The 20,146-nt window shown below is 71.9% G+C and carries 14 protein-coding genes and 1 pseudogene; 1 reads left to right on the forward strand and 14 read right to left on the reverse strand.

Going from position 1 to position 20,146, the window contains the following annotated elements; all coding sequences use genetic code 11:
* Positions 1–96: 96 nt before the first annotated feature.
* The 10 genes and pseudogenes from AB0D04_RS00410 to AB0D04_RS00455 all read right to left on the reverse strand — a co-directional run.
* Positions 97–459 (reverse strand): annotated as a pseudogene (locus AB0D04_RS00410) (Uma2 family endonuclease); the annotation flags it as partial.
* 59 nt (positions 460–518) lie between these two features.
* Positions 519–2,894 (reverse strand): FtsX-like permease family protein, encoded by a 2,376-nt coding sequence (locus AB0D04_RS00415; RefSeq protein WP_362697324.1) that lies wholly within the window; start codon positions 2,892–2,894, stop codon positions 519–521.
* Positions 2,895–2,901: 7 nt separating this feature from the next.
* Positions 2,902–5,283, reverse strand: a complete 2,382-nt coding sequence (locus tag AB0D04_RS00420) for an FtsX-like permease family protein (RefSeq protein ID WP_362697327.1) — start codon at positions 5,281–5,283, stop codon at positions 2,902–2,904.
* A 7-nt stretch (positions 5,284–5,290) separates the two neighbouring features.
* Positions 5,291–5,980, reverse strand: a complete 690-nt coding sequence (locus tag AB0D04_RS00425) for an ABC transporter ATP-binding protein (protein WP_362697330.1) — start codon at positions 5,978–5,980, stop codon at positions 5,291–5,293.
* Positions 5,977–6,501 (reverse strand): PadR family transcriptional regulator, encoded by a 525-nt coding sequence (locus tag AB0D04_RS00430; protein ID WP_362697333.1) that lies wholly within the window; start codon positions 6,499–6,501, stop codon positions 5,977–5,979. The genes AB0D04_RS00425 and AB0D04_RS00430 overlap by 4 nt, the downstream gene beginning before the upstream one ends.
* Positions 6,502–6,638: 137 nt before the next feature.
* A complete protein-coding gene (locus tag AB0D04_RS00435) occupies positions 6,639–9,005 on the reverse strand; it encodes an FtsX-like permease family protein (RefSeq protein ID WP_362697336.1) in 2,367 nt (788 codons plus the stop codon).
* Positions 9,002–9,688, reverse strand: coding sequence for an ABC transporter ATP-binding protein (locus tag AB0D04_RS00440; RefSeq protein ID WP_362697339.1), 687 nt, complete (start codon positions 9,686–9,688; stop codon positions 9,002–9,004). Before AB0D04_RS00440 ends, AB0D04_RS00435 begins: the two co-directional genes overlap by 4 nt.
* Positions 9,689–9,856: 168 nt before the next feature.
* Complete coding sequence (locus AB0D04_RS00445) at positions 9,857–10,099, reverse strand: hypothetical protein (RefSeq protein ID WP_362697342.1); 243 nt, start codon at positions 10,097–10,099, stop codon at positions 9,857–9,859.
* Positions 10,100–10,314: 215 nt separating this feature from the next.
* Complete coding sequence (locus AB0D04_RS00450) at positions 10,315–10,596, reverse strand: hypothetical protein (RefSeq protein ID WP_362697345.1); 282 nt, start codon at positions 10,594–10,596, stop codon at positions 10,315–10,317.
* Positions 10,593–11,495, reverse strand: a complete 903-nt coding sequence (locus AB0D04_RS00455; protein WP_362697674.1) for an SPFH domain-containing protein — start codon at positions 11,493–11,495, stop codon at positions 10,593–10,595. Before AB0D04_RS00455 ends, AB0D04_RS00450 begins: the two co-directional genes overlap by 4 nt.
* 363 nt (positions 11,496–11,858) lie before the next feature.
* On the opposite strand from AB0D04_RS00455, the gene AB0D04_RS00460 reads away from it, so the two are divergent.
* Positions 11,859–14,162, forward strand: a complete 2,304-nt coding sequence (locus AB0D04_RS00460) for a transglycosylase domain-containing protein (protein ID WP_362697348.1) — start codon at positions 11,859–11,861, stop codon at positions 14,160–14,162.
* A 78-nt stretch (positions 14,163–14,240) separates the two neighbouring features.
* Here the strand turns inward: AB0D04_RS00460 and AB0D04_RS00465 are convergent, their stop codons facing one another.
* The 4 genes from AB0D04_RS00465 to AB0D04_RS00480 form a co-directional block, all read right to left on the reverse strand.
* Positions 14,241–15,704 (reverse strand): catalase, encoded by a 1,464-nt coding sequence (locus tag AB0D04_RS00465; protein ID WP_362697351.1) that lies wholly within the window; start codon positions 15,702–15,704, stop codon positions 14,241–14,243.
* Between the two features lie 177 nt (positions 15,705–15,881).
* Positions 15,882–18,365 carry a SpoIIE family protein phosphatase gene (locus AB0D04_RS00470; protein WP_362697354.1) on the reverse strand — a complete coding sequence of 828 codons (2,484 nt, stop codon included), beginning with the start codon at positions 18,363–18,365 and terminating at the stop codon, positions 15,882–15,884.
* A 63-nt stretch (positions 18,366–18,428) separates the two neighbouring features.
* Positions 18,429–19,112: a class I SAM-dependent methyltransferase gene (locus AB0D04_RS00475; RefSeq protein ID WP_362697357.1), complete on the reverse strand. Its 684-nt coding sequence runs from the start codon at positions 19,110–19,112 to the stop codon at positions 18,429–18,431.
* Between the two features lie 212 nt (positions 19,113–19,324).
* Entirely contained in the window at positions 19,325–20,035 is a 711-nt protein-coding gene (locus AB0D04_RS00480) for a DUF402 domain-containing protein (protein WP_362697677.1), read from the reverse strand.
* Positions 20,036–20,146: the final 111 nt, after the last annotated feature.

The raw sequence follows: 20,146 nt of genomic DNA on the forward strand, positions 1-20,146 counted from the left end.
ATCGTAGGCCGGGCCGCCCGCACACGTCTCGTATGACCACGTCCACCCGTTCGGGAAGGGTGGGCGGGCGGCTTCGATGACCGCCGCCACATCGAGCTCGACCTCCGCGCCGATGGAGGCCGGGAGCGTGACGCGCTCGCCGGGGGTGTGGACACGATGGCTGCGGTAGGTGCCGCCGGAGGGGGCGGTGTGCACGTGGATGCGCTCGTCCCGCCGGTTGACCATCACGTATACGGGGATCCGGGCCTCGGCGTACGCTTCCGTGAACAGGAGCGCGAGGTCGGTCAGTACGCCCGCATGAGCCGCATCCGCCAACGGCGTCACACAGATCTCACCCCCCAACACCTCTGACCGGGCGCCCGGCACCCGTTCCATCAGCCAGTCGACTTCGCCAGCAGGGTCGGGGTGGTGCGGGGGCGCATACAGGTCCTGTTCGTCACGGGGCGGCAGGGCGGTCATATGCCACCACGCCACGCCGCTCTTGAGGCAACGCTCAGGCGTCGCGCCCGCCGTGGCCGCTACTCCGTACGAAGCCCCGCCGGCCGCATCAGCCGCCACAGGAGCGGCAGGGAAAGGGCCGTGATGCCCAGGATGACCGCGGCGGCCGTGCCGGTGAGGGTGACGATTGCGGGCCAGTCGGGTTGCAGGGGGCGGCCCGCCATGTGGACGAGGAGGGTGCCGAGGGAGAGGCCGCAGGTGAGGGCCAGGGTGAGGCCCAGGGCCACGGGGAGGGCGGTCTGCCACAGGATGGCGCGGCCGAGGACGGCGCGGGGGGTGCCGAAGGCGTCGAGGGCCGACAACAGGCGGGCGCGGTCGTGGAGTTGCTCCAGGGTGGTGAGCAGCAGGCCGCAGCCGATCAGGACCAGGACGGCGATGGCGCCGGCGGTCAGGCCGCGGCGGGTGAGGCTCAGGACGCCGTCGTCGGTGTCGCCGGACACAAAGGTCATCACGTCCACGCGGACGCCGGTGCGGGCGGCGGCGTTGCGTACGTGTTCGAGGGCGTCGGGGTGGTCCGGGTCGAGCCGTAGCACGGTGCTGACGGTGGGACGGCGCAGAAGGGCGGAGTCCAGCGCCTTGGGCGTGGCGAGGACGCCGGATGCCGCGACCCAGGGCGGGGCGGAGGCGCGGAGGTGGACGTGGCGGGCGGTGGCCGGGACCGTCCAGGTGGCGGGGCGTCGGTGGTCGGCGTCGCTGCTGACCGGCTCGAGCGCCAGCCGTTCCCCCGGGCGCGGGGTGGCGTCGCCGCCGTTCTTGACGAGGAAGACATCGCCGTCGGAGCACGAGGTGAGGCGGGCCAGTTCGCGGAGCGAGCCGCAGTCGCCGAGGGTCAGGGGGTAGGGCTCGGGGGCGGTGTCCTGGAGGGCGGGGTCGCGCGTCGGCCCGGCCGGACCCGCGTTGGCCGCGATCAGACCGAGAGAAGTGCGGACGCCGTCGGCCGCGGACAGCCGGGCGTACATCTCGTGGGCGCGGGCGGCGGGCACCGCGCCGCCCCGCGCCTCGGCCACCGTCCACCGGGTGTCCGGGACGGGTTCCGGCGAGAACTGCACCCCGACGCCGGTCAGCAGCAGCTGCAGGGCGAGGGCGCCGGCCACCGCCACGGTGATTCCGCTGACCGAGCGGGCGGCGGTGGTACCGCTCAACCCGAGGCGCCGAACGGCCAGTTGCCAGGACGGGCTGCCGCGCCCGGAGCGGCCCAGCCGGGCCACCGCGGCATCCAGCAGCCAGGGCAGCAGCGCCGCGACGCCCAGCAGGAGGAGGGAGGTGCCGAGGATCGTCTGGATGATGGCGGTGTCCCCGGACCAGATCTCGCCGATCGCCTGCGGCAGGAGGAGCGCCACTCCGGCGGCGGGCAGCAGCAGCCGCCACCACAGCCTGCGGTGGAGCGGTGGCGCCGTACGGGTCACGCCCAGCGGTTCGACGGTGACCCGCCGCATGGCGAAAAGGGTGACGCCCACCGCGCAGGCGGGGACGGCCAGGGCGATGAAGGCCGTCAGCGCGGCGTCCGGGACGACGTCGGAGGGGAAGACGCCGAGGTTGGAGGTGGTGATGGTGGACAGCGGGGTGCGGCCGGCGAGGAAGAGCGCGGCGCCGGTGAGCATGCCGAGCAGGGCACCGGCCAGCGCCTCGCCCGCGGCGATGCGGCGGGTGGTGGCCCGGTCGGCGCCGACCAGGCGGAGGGCGGCCAGCCGTCGTTCGCGGCGCTCCCCGCCGAACCGCACCGCGGTCGCGAGGAAGACGGCGACGGGCACGAGCAGGGCGACACAGCCCACGACGATGGCCAGGACGGCCAGCGGGCTGAACGCGAACCCGTTGCCCCGTTCCCCGAAGGCGGTGATCCGCTCGACGTCCTCGTCGGGCCCGCGCAGCGCGTCGGCCCCCTCGTAGAAGAGGAGTTCGCCGGGGTGGGTCAGGCCCGCGTCGGCGATCCGGGCGGTGATCCGCAGATGGGGGAAGCGGCCCTTGAGGAGCGCGCCGTCGGGGGAGGCGAGGAGGTCGGCGAGGGCGGGGGAGACGGCCATCTCGCCGGGGGCGGGCACCCGGGACAGTCCGGGCGGGACGGGGGCGTGCGGGCCCTCCGCCCGCAACGCCCGGCCGTGGATCACCTCGTAGCGGTACGCGGTGTCCGCCGTGGTGATCAGCAGCGTGCGGTCCGTCGGCCCGGACCCTTCGACGGCGGGCACCGTGGAGCGGGCCCGGTCGCGCGCGATGGCGGCGTTCATGGCGTTCGGGACGGCGGCCGCGATCAGCAGCACGGCCACGCCCAGGCCGACACCGAGCGCCGTCAGGGCCGTACGGATCGAGCCCCGGCGGCCGCCGGTGACCGCGAACCGGGCGCCCATGGCGAGGTCGTGGCACCAGCGGACGGCCTCGGGGCCGCGGAGGTCGGTGGGCATCCGGGGGTCACTCCGTCCGCAGCCCGTCCGGCCGCATCATCCGCCACAGCGGCGGCAGGCTGAGCACCGTGACGAACAGGATCACCGCGGCGCCGATACCGGTCATCCCCGCCATCACCGGCCAGTCCACGACCACCGCGCTGTCGATCATGGTCAGCAGCAGGCCCCCCAGCGCCAGCCCGCAGCCGAGCGCCAGGCCCAGACCGAGGGCGACCGGGAGGGCGGTCTGCCACAGGACCGACCAGCCCAGGGTGGTGCGGCGGGTGCCGTAGGCGTCGAGGGTGGACAGCAGCCGGCGGCGCTCGTGGAGCTGCTCGACGGTGGAGATGATCAGGCCCGCGCCGATCAGCAGCAGGGTGATGACGGAGCCGATGAAGACGCCGTTGCGGACGCTGGAGAGCTGCTGGTCATGGGGGTTGTCGAGGTAGGAGTGCTCGTGCAGGGCCGGGTTGATGCGAGCCGCGGTGTTGCGGAGGTGCTCGAGGGCGTCCGGGGCACCGCGGTCGAAGTCGGCCCTGAGCTCCATGGTGGGGTCCTGGAGCCGGGCGGGATCAAGGGCGGCGGGTGTGGCCAGGACGTCGTACGAGCCGAAGGAGAAGGGGCCGGGGTCGACCGCGGGGGAGAGAAGGCGGGCCGTGCGGGCGGTCCTGGGGATCTTCCAGGGGTGCGGGGGCGGCGGCGGCTCGTCGCCGATCGACGGGGTGAGGTTGAGGGCCGCGCCGGGGGCGAGCGGCGGCCGGGTGGCGCCCTTGCTCCGGGCGCCGGTCACGAACACATCGCCGTCGCGGCAGGAGGGAAGGCGGGCCAGCCGCCGCAGTTCGGCGCAGCTGCCGACGGCCAGGGACGCGCTCTTCGAGGCGTCGTACCCGGTGGCGCCGTCACCGTGCCGGGGCAGCCGGCCGGCCAGTGCGTCGATGGCGCCGCGGGCGGCGGTCACCCCGGGCGTGGCCCGCAGCGCGCCGAGCGCCCGCTCGGTCCCCGGCCAGTCGGCCGCGCCGGCCCAGTAGCCGACCTGCGGGAGCCTGCCGGAGATCGCATACGCCTGGGCGTAACCGGCCTGCATCCCCGTCATCAGCATATGGACGGCGATGGCGCCGGCCACCGCGACGGTGATCCCGCTGACCGCGCGGGTGGCCGAGCCGCTGCTCAACTGCAGGCGGCGGACGGCCAGTTGCCAGGGAACCGGCCCGCCGCGCAGCCGGCCGACGACCGCGTCGACCAGCCAGGGCAGCAGCGCGGTGACCCCGAACAGCAGCAGCATCGCACCGGCCGCGAGGCGGAGGGTGTTGAGCCCGCTCTCGGTCCACGGCCCCGCCCACGCCGGCGGCGCCAGCAGTACGGCGCCGACCAGGGGCAATGCCAGCCGCCACAGCAGTCGGCGGCGCAGCGGGGGGCGGTTGCGGACGATGCCGAGCGGTTCGACGGTGATGCCGCGCTGCGCGATCAGCGTCACCACGACCGCGGCCGTCGGGACGAGCACGGCGATCGCCGTGGCGGCGAGCGGGCCGGGCGCCACGTCGGAGGGGAAGACATTGACGTCCCACAGCGTGATCGGCGACGCGAACTGCCGCCCGCCCAGGAACAGCACGGCGCCCCCGGCGAGCCCCAGCAGCGAGCCGAACAGCGCCTCGCCGGAGGCGATCCGGCGGGTGGTGCGGACATCGGCGCCGACCAGGCGGAGCGCGGCCAGCCGCCGCTCGCGGCGCTCGTTGCCGAACCGCAGGGAGGTGCCGAGGAAGACCATGACCGGCATCATCAGCGCCACACACGTCATGATCACCAGCAGGACGACGGGCGCCCGCATCGGCGGCGATTCCCAGTCCTTGCCGAAGTGGTCGATGCGGTAGCCGTCGGACTCGCGCAAGGTGGCGGGCCGGGCCACATAGGTCAGCTCCTGCGGGCCGAGCAGGCCCTCGTCGCCGATGACACCGGCCACGCCGTAGTCCAGCCGGTCGCGCAGCAGCGCGCCGCCGGGGGAGTCCAGCAGTTCCTTGAGGGCGGGCGAGACCCACATCCGGCCGGGGCCCGGCAGGTGGCGGATGCCGGGCGGTACGGGCGGATGCGCGCCGTCGGGCCGTACCAGGCGGCCGCGGATCTGCGCGCCGTGGAAGACGGTGTCCGCCGAGGCGTAGAGCACGGTGGTGTCGGCGGCCTTCGGCTCGTGCTCCTGGCCGAGGTTCTCGCGGGCCTTCTCGCGGCCGTGCCAGGCGTTCGTCAGCGACGGTACGGACGCGCCGAGCAGCAGTACGGCCACGCCCAGGGCGACGCCGAGTGCCGCCAGGGCCGTACGGATCCAGCCCTCGCGCCCGCCGCCGGCCGCGAACCGCATCCCCATCGCCAGGTCGCGGGCCCAGACCGACGGGCCGCCGCGGGCCCCGCTCACCTGCACGGACGGCTCATATCAGGCCCACCGGCGCATCCTTGACCCGGCCGTCGCGGACGACGATCTCGCGGTCGGAGTAGGCGGCGACCCGGGACTCGTGGGTGACCAGCACGACCGCGGCGCTGGTGTCGCGCGCGGCATCGGTCAGCAGGGTCAGCACGCGTTCGCCGTTGAGGGAGTCCAGGGCGCCGGTCGGCTCGTCGGCGAAGATCACCCGCGGGCGGGTGGCGAGCGCGCGGGCGACCGCGATCCGCTGGCCCTGGCCGCCGGATATCTCACCGGGCCGTCGGCCGTGTACGGCCTCCACCTCCAGCCGCTCCAGCCACTCGCGGGCCTGCCGCTCGGCCTCCTTGCGCTTGGTGCCGTTCAGCCGCAGCGGTAGCGCGACATTCTCCAGCGCGGTCAACTCCGGTACCAGCTGGCCGAATTGGAAGACAAAGCCGAAGTCGCTGCGGCGCAGGGCGCTGCGCTGGGCGTCGCTGAGCCGGGTCAGCTCGTGCGGGCCGTAGCGCACCGTGCCCGAGTCCGGGCCGATGATCCCCGCGAGGCAGTGCAGCAGGGTGGATTTGCCGGAGCCGGAGGGGCCCATGACGGCGACCACCTCGCCCGGGTGGATGGAGAAGTCGGCGCCGTCCAGCGCGGGCGTGGACCCGTAGGACTTGTGCAGCGCCTCCCCGGAGAGCAGGGATCCCTCCGGCGTCATGGCCTGACCGCCGCTGCCAGCCGCTCCAGCCGCGCCGCGGTCAGCTCCAGCCAGCGCAGATCGGCCTCCAGGTGGAACAGCGCATGGTCGCAGATCAGCTGGTCGGCGAGGTCGCCGCCGCGCTTGCGCTCGGTCAGTCCGCGCATCAGCCGCAGATGCTCGGCGCGCTGGGTGTCCAGCAGCTCGGCGGCATTGCGGTCGGTCATCAGCGCCAGGACGACCTTGGTGAAGAGCGTGGACTGAAGGTAGGGCTCGGGCTTCTCGGGGCGGGCGAGCCACTGGGCGACGTCCGTGACGCCGGCGTCCGTGATCGCGTACCGCTTGCGCTCGGGGCCCGCGCCGGGCTCCACGGCGTCCACCTCGACCAGGCCGTTCTTCAGCAGCCGGGACATCGTGGAGTAGACCTGGCCGTAGTGCAGCGGCCGGTCGTGCCCGAAGTGTGCGTCGAAGGCCCGCTTGAGGTCGTAACCATGGCGGGGGCCGGACTCCAGCAGGCCCAGCAGCGTATGTCCGATTGACATGCCGACCACCTTACGTCGTGGTGTATCGCTCGTGTATACGCGGGTGGTATAGCCCGCCGGGGGGCGGGTGGCGGCCGCCACCCGGAGCGCTCTTACTCACCCCGTTCTGCTGACCCCGTTCTGCTCATCCGTACGGCTCACTCCGTCCGCAGCCCGTCCGGCCGCATCATCCGCCACAGCGGCGGCAGGCTGAGGCCGGTGACCACCAGGACCAGCGCGGCCCCGGTCGCGGCGGGCGGCCAGACCGCCGACCAGGCAAGGCCGCTCTTGCCCGCCATCCTCAGCAGGACGAGACCGAGCCCCACGCCGCCCGCCACGGACAGCGCGAGCCCCAGCACCACCGGCACGGCGGTCTGCCACAGCACCGACCAGCCCAGCGTGCCCCGCCGCGTCCCGAACGCCACCAGGACCGACAGCAGCCGCCGCCGCTCGCGCAGCTGCTCCAGCGTGGAGACCAGCATGCTGGCGGCGATCAGGGCCAGCGTCGCGGTGGAGGCCACCAGCAGGACGGTGCGCACGCTCGCGTACTGCTTGTCGATCGAGGTCTCCTGTAGGGCGTAGACGTCGCTCGCGGGATCGATGCGGGCCGCGGTGTTACGGACGTACTCCTCGGCATCGGGCACCCGCGGGTCGGTCCGGATCAGGGCGCGGGCCCCGGGGGAATGCAGGACGGCGGCGTCCAGGGCGCCGGGAGTGGCGAAGACGCCGGCGTTCGGCCGGCCCATGGGGTCCTCGCGGGACGGGACCACACGGGCCGACTCCGGGATGGTCCACAGCCGCGGCGCGGCGGGCGCCTTGCCGGACCCCGATTCCCGGTCGAGCAGCACCCGGGCACCGGGCCGGGCGGTCTTGGCGAGCTCCGCGTCGTCCACCATGCCGGTGCTGTCCTGGACCACGAACACATCGCCGTCCTTGCAGGAGCCGGTGCGCGCCAGTTCCCGCAGGGTGCTGCAGTCCCCGACGGTGACCTCGGTGCTCGGGAAGGCGTCCTCGCCCATGCGCAGCGGTCCGGGCCGGAAGGCCTCGCTGTGCAGGGCGGCGATCACGCCACGGACGCCCTCGGTCGCACGGAATGCCGCGATCGCCTTCCGGGTCGTGGTGATGTCCCTGACGGGCAGTTCGATGTCCAGCTGGGCCCGGTCGGAGTCCTGTCCCGTCGCCTTGACGAAGTCGCTCTGGATGGCGGCGAAGAACAGCTGGAGGGCGATGGCCCCGGCGACCGCCACGGTGATGCCGCTGACCGCGCGTGCGGCCGCACCACTGCTCAACTGCAGGCGGCGGATGGCCAGTTGCCATGCCACCGGGCCGCCCCGGAAGCGCGCGACGACCGCCTCGACCAGCCACGGCAGCAGCACCGTGATCCCGATGAGGAACAGCACGGCGCCGCCCGCGATCCACTTCGTGTGCGGCACCCCGCCGTCGGCCTCCGGCCCTCCGGCGGCCAGCAGCAGGGCCGCCCCCGCGACCGGCAGCGGCAGCCGCCACCACAGCCGGCGGCGGCGCCCCGTGGACTCCCGTACGACCCCCAGCGGCTCGATGCCGACCCTGCGCAGGGCGAGCAGGGTGACCACCACCGACAGCACCGGCACGGCCAGCAGCACCAGCGCCGCCAGCGCCGGGTCGGGCGTCACATCGGCCGGAAAGGCGGTGACGCCCCAGATGGTGATCCGGGCGATCAGCTGCCGGGCGACCACGAACAGCACTCCACCCAGCGCCAGCCCGCACAGCGCCCCGAACAGCGCCTCACCGGCCGCCATCCGCCGCGTCATCCGCACATCGGCGCCGACCAGCCGCAGCGCCGCCAGCCGCCGGTCGCGCCGCTCCCCGCCGAACCGCACCGCCGTGGCGATGAAGATGGCCACCGGCATCAGCAGCACCACACACCCCACGATGATCAGCAGGATGAGCGTCGGGGGCACGACCCCGCCCTCGGACTTCTGGCCGAAGCCGGTGATGCGCACGGTGTTGTCGTCGGCGGCGAAGGAGGCGCGGCCCGCGTAGTACATCCGGTCATCGGGCCCGACCAGACCGGGGTCACCGATGGTGCCGACGATCCGGTACGGCAGCCGCTCCCGCAGGAGCTTCCCGTCCGCCGAGACCAGCAGCTCCTTCAGCGCCGGGGAGACCACCATCTCGCCCGGCCGCGGCAGCGCGGCGACGCCGGGCGGCCTGGGCGCGGCGGGGCCGTCGGGGTGCAGCAGCAAGCCCGAGATGCGATCCCCGCGGAATTCGGTCTCGGTCGGGGCGAAGACCAGGCTGGAGGCGGACGGCTTGCCCTCCGTCGTCATGCCGTACGGGCTACGGGCATCCCCCCGCTGCTCCCGCTGCTCGAGGATGTGCGGAACGGACGCGGCGCCGAGCAGCAGCACCACCCCCAGCCCGACGCCGACGGCCGTCAGGACCGTACGGACCCAGCCCTCGCGCCCGCCGCCGGCCGCGAAGCGGATCCCCATCGCCAGGTCCCGCACCCACGGGGCGCGGCGCTCGGTGTCGTCAGTGCTCATACCGCCGCCGTCACCTCCCGCGCCACGCCGTCGCGCACCACGACCTCCCGGTCGGCGTACGCGGCAACCCGGCCCTCATGCGTGACCAGCACGACCGCGGCGCTGGTGTCCCGCGCCGCATCCGTCAGCAGCGTCATCACCCGCTCCCCGTTGAGCGAGTCCAGCGCCCCGGTCGGCTCATCGGCGAACACCACCCGCGGCCGCGACGCCAGCGCCCGCGCCACCGCGACCCGCTGCCCCTGCCCGCCCGACACCTCACCGGGCCGCTTGCCGGCGACCTTGTCCACCTCCAGCCGCTCCAGCCACTCCCGCGACCGCGCCTCGGCCTCCTTGCGCCCGGCCCCGGCCAGCCGCAGCGGCAGCGCGACATTCTCCACACACGTCAACTCCGGCACCAGCTGCCCGAATTGAAAGACAAAGCCGAAGTCCGCGCGGCGCAGCGCGCTGCGCTCCGTATCGGTCATGGCGGCGAGGTCGCGCCCGTCGTAACGGATGGTCCCGCAATCCGGGCGGATGATCCCGGCGAGACAGTGCAGCAACGTCGATTTGCCGGAGCCGGAGGGGCCCATGACGGCGACGACCTCGCCGGGATGGATCGAGAAATCCGCACCGTCGAGCGCGGGCGTGGGCCCGTACGACTTCCGCAGTGCGCTCGCTTCGAGCAGGGAACCGGCCGGGGTCATCCGCGGGCCTCCGGGGGTGCGGAGAGGGGGTGTCGGGTGAGCATGCCACGCACTCTACATGAGATGTATACTCGCGATGTATAGTTCGATGTCCGGCTGTACCGCGATGCAGGTGCCAGGGTGGGCCGGGCGGGCCGTTGCCCGGGGTGCGGCGCCGCGGACGGCGCGTCAGGACGCGGGGCGGCGGCTCGTGTCAGGACGGCCGAGGTGGCCGGGCTCGCGCTGCACCTCGCCCCACCGCAGGTGCGCCGGGGCATACCGCCGGATCGCCTCGTTCGCCTTGTCCTGCGTTCCCGGCCGCAGCGGGAACCGGTAGCGCAGGCGGGGCAGCGCGGACCCGATCGGCTCCTCGTCGCGGACCGTGGCCCAGAGCACGGGGATCCCTTGGGCGATCAGCCCGACCACCCCCACCAGACCCACCAGCCCCAGAGCGGCCAGAAGCAGACAGAACAGAAGAAGGGGTATGAGTCTCAGCGTGCTCTGGCGCAGCGCGACGGCGTATTACGTGGCATGGTCATGATCGTCGAGTCTACGCAGCCCCCCACGGGCTCACCGGTGGAAACGGCAGGCTCCTGTCCCGTGGGCGGGCTACGGAGACGGGCCGACCGCACCGAGGCGGCGCCCGGTCAGCCCCCGCCCGCTGCCTCCGGCGGCGACCCCCCTTTGGGCGGCCGCCCCCGCCGCGGAATGGCCCCCGCGCCCTTGGGCAGCCGCCCCGCGTCCGACAGTGCCTTGCGCAGCAGGAACTCGATCTGCGCGTTGGCGCTGCGCAGTTCGTCGTCGGCCCAGCGGGTGAGGGCGTCGTGGATCAGCGGGTCCAGCCGCAGCAGCACCTGCTTGCGCTGCTGCGGCCGTCGCGCGGGGGTCCGCTCGCCCTCGGAGCCGGGCCCCTCGGGGTCGGGGCTCACTGGTAGAGGGAGCCGGTGTTCAGGACGGGCTGGGCGGCCCGGTCGCCGCACAGCACCACCATCAGATTGCTCACCATGGCGGCCTTGCGCTCCTCGTCCAGCTCGACGATGCCCTGCTCGTTGATCCTGGCCAGCGCGGACTCGACCATGCCGACCGCGCCCTCGACGATCTGCTGGCGGGCCGCGACGACCGCGCCGGCCTGCTGCCGCTGGAGCATCGCGGAGGCGATCTCGGGGGCGTAGGCGAGGTGGCTGAAGCGGGTCTCGATGATCTGGACGCCGGCCGCCTGCACCCGGGCGGTCAGTTCCAGGGCGAGCTTCTCGGTGATCTCCTCGGCGTTGCCGCGCAGCGACAGCCCGTTTTCGTCGTGCGCGTCGTAGGGGTACTCGATCGCGATGTGCCGGACGGCGGCGTCGGTCTGGGTGGAGACGAACTCGAGGAAGTCATCGACCTCGAACAGTGCCTGCGCGGTGTCCTCGACCTTCCAAACGACGATGGCGGCGAGCTCGATCGGGTTGCCGTAGGCGTCGTTGACCTTCAGTACGGCGGTCTCGTGGTTGCGCACCCGGGTGGAGATCTTCTGGGCGGAGGTCAGCGGGTTGACCCAGCGCAGACCGTCGGTGCGGATGGTGCCCACGTACCGCCCGAAGAGCTGGATGACCCGGGCCTCGCCGGGCGCGACCATTTTCACGCCGGTCATGCAGAAGAAGGAGCCGACCACCAGAAGGGCGCCGACGATCGCGAACGGCGCGGTCAGTGATCTGTTGTCGCCGGAGCTGAGGACGCCGCCGATGCTGATGGCGGCGATGCCCAGGGCGACGCCGAACACGGTCAGCAGCAGGGCGAGGCCGCCCGGGATGCTGTGCGCGGCGGTCTCGCGGACCTGGGGCTCCGGCATCTCCGGAGCGTCGACGGCCGGTGCGACGGCCGGTGCGACGGCCGGGTCGGCGGCCGTTACCTGATCGGTCCGGCCGGTCTGGTCGGGCTGAGCGGACATAGGGGTTCCCCGTTCCTCTGGTGCGGCGCGTGATGTCCGCCGCATCAAGTGATGACGCTGATCTAGCAAAGTGCTATCACAATACCCGTCTGGCCTGCCGGAGCGCCAGAGCGATGGCCGAAACCCCCCTGTTGGTTCCCGTACGCCCCGTGCTGTTTGTCACGCCAGGAAAAGCCGTGATCGATGAGTATCTGTTGACAGATGCGGTGTTAGCTTCAACAGCTGAATGACCCGGGGGCGGAACCGACTGGAGTTGCTGGAGCGATGGGCCGAGCGGATGCGAGGCGGGCGAGGCAGGGGAGCGCCCGCCGGGCCAAGCCGAAACAGAGCAAGCCGAAACAGGAGAAGAGCTTCATACGCCGCCTCTTCACCTGGAAGAAGATCCTCGGGACCGTCCTCGGGGTGATCCTGCTGGGCATGCTCGGCTTCATCGGCCTGTACCTGTACGTCGATATTCCCGACAAGGCCAATCAAGACGCCGGCAAGCAGGCCAATGTCTTCAAGTACGCCGACGGCAAGGTCATCGCCCGGTCCGGCACGGTCAACCGCGAGGCCGTCCCGCTGAGCAAGATCCGCAAGGTTGTGCAGCGCGCCTTCATCGCCGCCGAGAACAAGAACTTCGAACACGACTCCGGCGTCGACCTGATGGGCACCGCCCGCGGCATCCTCAACACCCTGCTGGGGCACGGCAAGCAGGGCGGCTCGACGATCACCCAGCAGTACGTGAAGAACTACTACCTGAGCGACGAGCAGACGGTCAGCCGCAAGCTCCAGGAGATCATCATCTCCCTCAAGGTGGACGACAAGTACAGCAAGGACCAGATCCTCGAGGGCTACATCAACACCAGCTACTACGGCCGCGGCGCCTATGGCATCCAGGCCGCGGCCCAGGCGTACTACGGCAAGAATGCCGACAATCTGAGCGTCTCGCAGGGCGCCTATCTCGCCTCGCTGCTCCAGGCACCCAGCCAGTACGACTGGGCGGTCGCGAGCAAGACCGGCCGGAAGCTGGTGAAGAACCGCTGGGCCTACACGCTCAACAACATGGTCGAGATGCACTGGCTCAGCCCGCAGGATCGCGACCGGCAGAAATTCGACGTCCCCGACAAGCCCAAGCGGCTGGCCGGTGTGACCGGCCAGGAAAGCTACCTCATCGAAGAGGCGAAGCAGGAACTCTTCGCCCAGGGCGTCGTCAACAAGTCGGACTTCGACCGCGGCGGGTGGACGATCACCCTCGGCATCGACCCGAAAAAGCAGAAGGCGCTGGAGCGGTCCGTCAAGCGCAAGCTCACCGACGACCTCGACCCCAAGAAGCGCAAGGTCGACCAGGACGCTCAGCTCGGCGCCGTCTCCGTGGATCCGGAGACGGGCCATATCGTCGCGATGTACGGCGGCGACGGCTACCCGAAGCACTACACCAACAACGCCACCCGCGAGGACTATCAGCCGGCCTCCACCTTCAAGCCGCTGATCCTCGCCTCCGCGATGGAGAACCAGGAACAGACTCAGGACGGCGTGCAGATCACCCCGAGCACGATCTACGACGGCCGCAACCGTCGCCCGGTCGTCGGCGGTACCACCCCCTTCGCTCCGCCCAACGAGGACGAGGAGCAGTACGGGAAGATCAGCGTCCAGACCGCGACCAACAACTCCGTCAACGCCGTCTTTGCGCAGATGGGCGCGGATGTCGGGCTGGACAGGATCAAGCAGACCGCGGTCGACCTGGGCCTGAACGGCAAGAAGATGGACGTTCAGCCCGCCATGACGCTGGGCACCATGGGCGCCAGCCCGCTCCAGATGGCCGGCGCGTACGCCACCCTCGACCACCACGGCATGAAGGTCACCCCGACCCTGGTCACCAAGGCCAAGGACAGCCAGAAGGACGTCGAGCTGCGCAAGCCGATCGGCGATCGGGTCCTCAGCGAGAGGACCGCCGACACCATCACCTCCGTCCTGACGGGCGTGGTCAACGACGGCACCGCCTCGCAGGCCGTGAAGACCACCGCGTACGAGGCGGCGGGCAAGACCGGCACCTCCGACGACGACAAGTCGGCCTGGTTCGTGGGGTACACCCCCAAGCTGGTCACCGCGGTCGGAATGTTCGGCGAGTCCCCCAAGGGCGGTGCCCAGGTCACCCTCAAGGGCACCGGCGGCGGCGGCCGGGTCAACGGCGGCGGCTACCCGGCGCGGGTGTGGGCGGACTACACCCAGGCCGCGCTGGGTGGCGACACCAACGACCAGTTCATCCTGAACACGGACATGGGCGCCGGGGTGGCCCCGACGCCCACCCCCACGCCGAGCAACACCCCGTCGGCGACCCCCACCCCGTCCGGCACCCCGAGCGAGACCCCCTCGCACAGCCCGACGCCGTCCGGTACCCCGACGCCGACCGGCCGCCCGTCCGGCGAGCCCTCCGAGCCGAGCCCGTCCGGCTCCGGCTTCCCGGACGGCGGCACCACCGGCGGTGACACCACCACCGGAGGCACCACCGGGGGCGACACCACCGGCGGGACCAGCCGCGGACCGGGCGGCGGCAGCGGAAAAGACAGCCTGAGCGACTTCAACTGACGCCGGCCCGGTCTCCCGGACATCACCGCGGCCCCCGCCTCAAGGCGGGGGCCGCGGTGCCGTATACGGAGCCGGTCATCAGCCTCCGTTGACCTTCTTGGCGATCCGGTCGCCCACGTTCTTGTCGATGGTGCGCCAGTACTGGAGCGCCCGGTCCCGCACCGGCCGGCTGACGCCGTTCAGCAGATGACCGGAGACGTTGTGGACGAGGCGGTCGCGGGCCGCGTCGTCGAGGACCTCGCGGACCATCGTGCCCGGCTGGCCCCAGTCGTCGTCCTCGCGGCGCAGCGTGTAGGCATTGCGCACCATCTCACCAGCGGTCTCCCAGCCGGCGGCCCGGTCGAACTGCTCGGGAGGGGCGGCCGGTCCGCCGTACGAGTTCGGCGCGTACGGTGCGCCGACGCGGGCCGGGTCGAAGCGCATCGGGCCGTCCTTGGCGTACGAGTGCACCGGCACATGCGGCCGGTTCGGCGGGAGCTGGGTGTAGTTGGGGCCGATGCGGTACCGGTGGGTGTCCGGGTAGGAGAAGATCCGGCCGAGCAGCATCTTGTCGGGCGACACGCTGACGCCCGGAATCAGGTTGCTGGGCTCGAACGCGGCCTGCTCGATGTGGATGAAGTAGTTCTCCGGGTTCCGGTTGAGGGTCATCCGGCCGACCTCGATCAGCGGGTAGTCGCCGTGCGGCCACACCTTGGTCAGATCGAACGGGTTGAAGCGGTAGTCGGCCGCATCCTCGAACGGCATGACCTGCACATACAGCGTCCACGACGGGAGGTTGCCGCCCTCGATCGCCTCGTACAGATCCTTCCGGTGCACATCGGGGTCCACCCCGGCGAGGCGGTCGGCCTCCTCCTGGGTGAGGAAGTCGATGCCCTGGTCGGTCTTGAAGTGGTACTTGATCCAGAACCGCTGACCGCTCTCATTGATCCACATGTAGGTGTGGGAGCCGTAGCCGTTCATGTGGCGGTACGTCCTGGGGATGCCGCGGTCGCCCATCAGCCAGGTGACCATGTGCGCGGACTCCGGGGACAGCGTCCAGAAGTCCCACTGCATGTCGTTGTCGCGCAGACCGTTGTCCGGCCGCCGCTTCTGGGAGCGGATGAAGTCCTGGAACTTGATCGTGTCGCGGACGAAGAAGACCGGGGTGTTGTTGCCGACGAGGTCGTAATTGCCGGCCTCCGTATAGAACTTGAGGGCGAAGCCACGCGGATCGCGCCAGGTGTCCGGGCTGCCCTGCTCACCGGCCACGGTCGAGAAGCGGGCCAGCATCTCGGTCTGCTTGCCGGGCTGGAACACGATCGCCTTGGTGAACTGGCTGACGTCGTTGGTGACCTCGAAGGTGCCGTAGGCGCCCGCTCCCTTGGCGTGCACCACCCGCTCGGGGACCCGCTCGCGGTTGAACAGGGCCATCTTCTCGATCAGGTAATGGTCGTGCAGCAGGATCGGGCCGTCGCGCCCGACGGTGAGCGAATGCTCGTCGCTCTCCACCGGGACCCCGGCGTTGTTCGTCGTGTGCGGGACATCGCGAGCGGTGCTGGTCATCGAAGGAATGCCTCCCCATTCGACTGACGTGGGGGTGGTGGGACCGTAAGCCCCTGTTTGCCCCTTTTGCCCACCCAAGCAGTCAACGCCCCCGGAGGCATGTCGGCAAGAGTTGGACCCCGTCCGGTCTCAGACGGGGTCCAATATGTGGGATACGGGCCGGGCGCCCGCCGGCCGTCAGGTACGCGCCCCCGGCGGCATCGACAGCTCGAACCAGACCACCTTGCCCATACTCAGCCGCGTCGCACCCCAGCGCCGCGCCATCCGGTTGACCAGATACAGCCCCCGCCCGCCCTCGTCGGACGGCCGGGCCTGCCGCAGCCGCGGCAGCTGCGGCACATCGTCACCCACCTCGCAGCGCAGCACATCGGTCCGCAGCAGCCGCAGCGTGATCGGCCGCTCCGCATACCGCACCGCGTTGGTGACCACCTCGCTCACCAGCAGCTCCACCTGGTCGGTCAGCTCGTCCAGCCCCCAGCGCGCCAGCGCCCGGCGGGCCAGACGACGGGCCTGCCCGGCCGTCTGCGCCTTCGGGTCCAGATACCAGTACGCGACATCGCTCGGCGCTATCCCGTCGAACCGGGCGGCCAGCAGCGCGATGTCGTCATCGCGGTCGCCCGGCCCGAGCATGTCCAGCACCTCGTCGCACAACGGCTCCAGCGGCGGCGGATTGGGACCCGTCAGCCGGGCCGTCTCGGTCAGCCGCTCCCGAAGCTGCTCGATCCCCGTCCACACATCCCGGATCCGCGACTCCACCAGCCCGTCCGTGTAGAGCACCAGGGTCGCGCCCGCCGGGGCGTCCAGCTCCACCGCCTCGAAGTCCACCCCGCCGACACCGATGGGCGCGCCCGGCGGCACCTTCAGCACCTCCGCGCGGCCGCCGCGGTGCAGCATCACCGGCGGCGGATGCCCCGCGTTCGCGATGATGATCCGGTGCGCGACCGGGTCGTAGACCGCGTACAAGCACGTCGCCATACGGTCCGAGCCCAGCCGCTGCGCCTGCTCGTCGAGATGGTGCAGCACCTCCTGCGGCGGCAGATCCAGCCCCGCCAGCGTCTGCGCCGTCGTCCGCAGCTGCCCCATGATCGCCGCCGACGTCATCGAGTGCCCCATGACATCGCCGACCACCAGCGCCACCCGGCTGCCCGGCAACGGGATCGCGTCGTACCAGTCGCCACCCACCCGCGCCGTCTCGGCGGCCGGCAGATACCGGCTGGCGAGCCGCACACCGGTCGGCTGCGGCAGCGAGTCCGGCAGCATCGTGCGCTGCAGCGCATCGGCGATATACGCCTCGCGCCCGTACAGCACCGCCTTGTCCACACCCAGCGCGGTGTGCGTCGCCAGCTGCGCCGCCACCAGCAGATCGTCCGGCTCGAACGCCGGCCGGTCCGGACGGCGCAGGAACACCGCCGCCCCGATCACCCGCCGCCGCCCGCGCAGCGGCGCCAGAACCACCCGGTGACCACCGGGCAGCCGGGTGTCCGGCCCCAGCAGCTCCGGCAGCGCCGTACGCGCCGCCTGCGCCTCCCCGAACAGCGGCCGCACGCCCCGCAGCACCTCCGCCAACGGACCACCCGGCCGCACCTCGGCGAGCTCCGCCGCGCTGCCGCCCATCGCGGGCCCGAGATCCGGCTGCGCGGGCAGCACCGGCAACCGGCCGCCATTGGTGTCCGGCTCCTCCGGAATCCGGTCCGTACGCCGCAGCCGCAGCACCACCGGCCCCGTCGGCCGCTCATCGCCCACCGGCAACGGATCCCGCAGATACACCAGGATCGCGTCGGCGAACGTCGGCACCGTCGCCCGGCACAGACCCAGCACGATCTCGTCCAGGTCTATCCCGCGCGCGATCCGCCGCGTCGCCGCCCCGATGAACCGCAGCCGGTCGCCACCCGCCTGCCGGGCCGCCACCACCTCACCGCTCTCCCCAGGATGCCCGGAACGGGCCGGGGGAGCGGGCGGCGGACCGGCCGGCGGCGGCACCTGCGCCCCGGCGGCCTCACCCGCCGCAAAGCCGACACCGCCCTCGCGCTGCCGGCCGATGCCGTCACCGCCGGGACGCGCCTCCTGCCCCGCCCGCGGGTCCTCGCCCGGCTCCGGCGCCTGGGCACGGCCCACCGCGCCCGCCCCCGCCGCCTGCACGGCGCGGGCCGCGGTTCGTTCCTCCGGCACGCCGGCCGGCCGCCCGGCCACGGGCATCGCCACCTCCCTGTACGAATCCGGGTACGCCTCGTCGTACGAGCTTCCGTACGGGCCGGACGCACCCCGCGCCGCGGCGTGACCGGCCGCGTGGTCTCTCACATGATGACCGGTCAGCTGCCCGGCCGTGTGCTCCGCGGCATCGCGCTCCGCCTCACCCGCCGCATCCCGCTCCGCCGCACCGTGATCCGCGACCGGCTCGTCCCGAGCGCCACCATGCACGCCGCCACCACTCATGCCCACCCTCATACCAACGTCCATGCCGATGTCGTCACCGCCGCGCACCGCGAAGCCGGTGCCGGGGCGCGGCGCGAACCCGGCCGCGGTGGGTTGTTGCAGAGCGCTGCGCGGGTCGGGAACCGCCCCGAGCGCCGCCGCCTGGGCCGCCCCCCGAAATGGGGACGCCGAGGGCGCGGCGGTCGAGGCCGACCGCCGCGATTCGTGGGAGGTGGGGTGCTCCGTCACGCGTGGGATTCCATCCGTCCGGGGCTGCATACCTGATACCTGACGCGTCGCGTATCAGGCGATTCAGACGCGTCGCAGGTGCAGAAAGAGCTGGATCTCGGGTGGTACGTCCGTACTCGCCGGGGCATACGCATACGCATCCTCCCCGGCGACCTCGAAACCCGCGTCGCGCACGACCCGGCGCAGGTCGTCCCGCAGGTACCCCGATACCCGGACCGAGGAGCCCAGGAACGGAATCGTGAAGTCGTCCACATCCGCTTCGACCATCGACAGGGCCAGCAGCCCCTCAGGTCGTAGGAGATCATGCAGCAGGCCCAGCGCGTAAGGGATTTCCGCACGAGGCAGCATCAGAAGCGAGAAAAAGGCGGCAATTCCGTCGAAGGAACCGGAGCCGCCGAGCCGGCCGCCGCGCAGATCGGCGATGTCCAGCCGGTGGAATTCCCCGGCCGGGGCGTTGTCCCGGGCCAGTTTGATCATCGAGGGGGAGAGATCGATGCCCACGACACGATGCCCGGCATCGGACAACTGACGGGCCGTCGGCAGCCCCGTACCGCATCCCACATCCAGGATCCGCGACCCGGCGGGCAGCGCCCCCGCAAGCCAGGCACCCGACGCCACCTGGCCCTCCTTGTGCGGAAAGGCATCGTCGTACCGGTCACCGATCGCGTCGAACGCCTCGGCCTGGCCCGCCCGGTCAAGTGCTAACCGGTTCAGGCCCTCATATCCGTCGTAGCTTGTCGCGCTCACGACCTCGCCCCTCCTGCGACCGCGGTCAAGTTCGTTTTCCCGTTCTGGAGTTGCGCCTGTGCAGCCTTGCGGAGGACGATCCTACGGTTGCCGACCCCCGGCACAGCAAGGGGGATCGGTCCCCCTTCTTGCCGCGCAGGAAAAGGCGGTCACCCTTAGGCGCGTCTTTCCACACTTCGCCCGGTTCACTCACCCCACTTCCCTTTCCGCACTCACGACCGCAAACGGTCCGGCGGACGGTCCCAGTTCTCCGGAAGCCCGGGAACCTCCCAGCCCGGATCGGGCCGCCAATTCTCCCAGCCGTCCGCGAACGGCCTGCCCCACGCGCTGATCTGCGCGACCGCCGCCCGCCCCGCCGAGCGGACCTCCGCCGCCTGCGCGGACGTCATCAGCCCGTCCTGCTGCGCCTGTGCGAACTCGTCCTCGTCCCGCCACCCCCAGTGCCGGTCCGGATAGACGCAGATGTCAAGAAAATGATCCTGCGAGTCAATCCCGCTGCGCCAACGACGACGCGGCTCCTCCAAATTGACGTACCAGTTCTTGAAACGCCAACCACGCTCCCAGAACAGCCACACCGACCAGGGATCCCCCGGCCGCGCCAGCTTCAGCACCCCCGTCCCGAACCACTGGTCGTAGGCGATCCGCCGCTCCCTGGTGTAGCGGGTGGCCAGCGGCTCACGGTGCACCGGCGTCCCGTCGTCCAGCACCGGCTTGACGCACGGCGTACCCGACGCCAGCCACACCGCCAGCAGGTCCTCGGTGTCCTGGACAACGGTCACCGGACGGGCGATATGGATCCGGCAGGGATCGGCGTTGTCCCGGTAACGCCACAGAATGTGCTCCCCCGGCGCCCACCGCGCGCCCTGCTCCCGCCGCGCCCGACCGACCGTACGGGCCGCCTCGCCCTCCGCCGTCCCCACCATGTCCGCTGTCATGACCAGAGCTTAGGACCACGGAGTTACGCGCGCCGTGACCTGAGCCGCACTGCACGTTACGGATCCATGATGCCGGTGGTGCCGTTACGGAGGCGCGAT

Source organism: Streptomyces sp. NPDC048483 (assembly GCF_040651455.1).
Classification (GTDB): domain Bacteria; phylum Actinomycetota; class Actinomycetes; order Streptomycetales; family Streptomycetaceae; genus Streptomyces.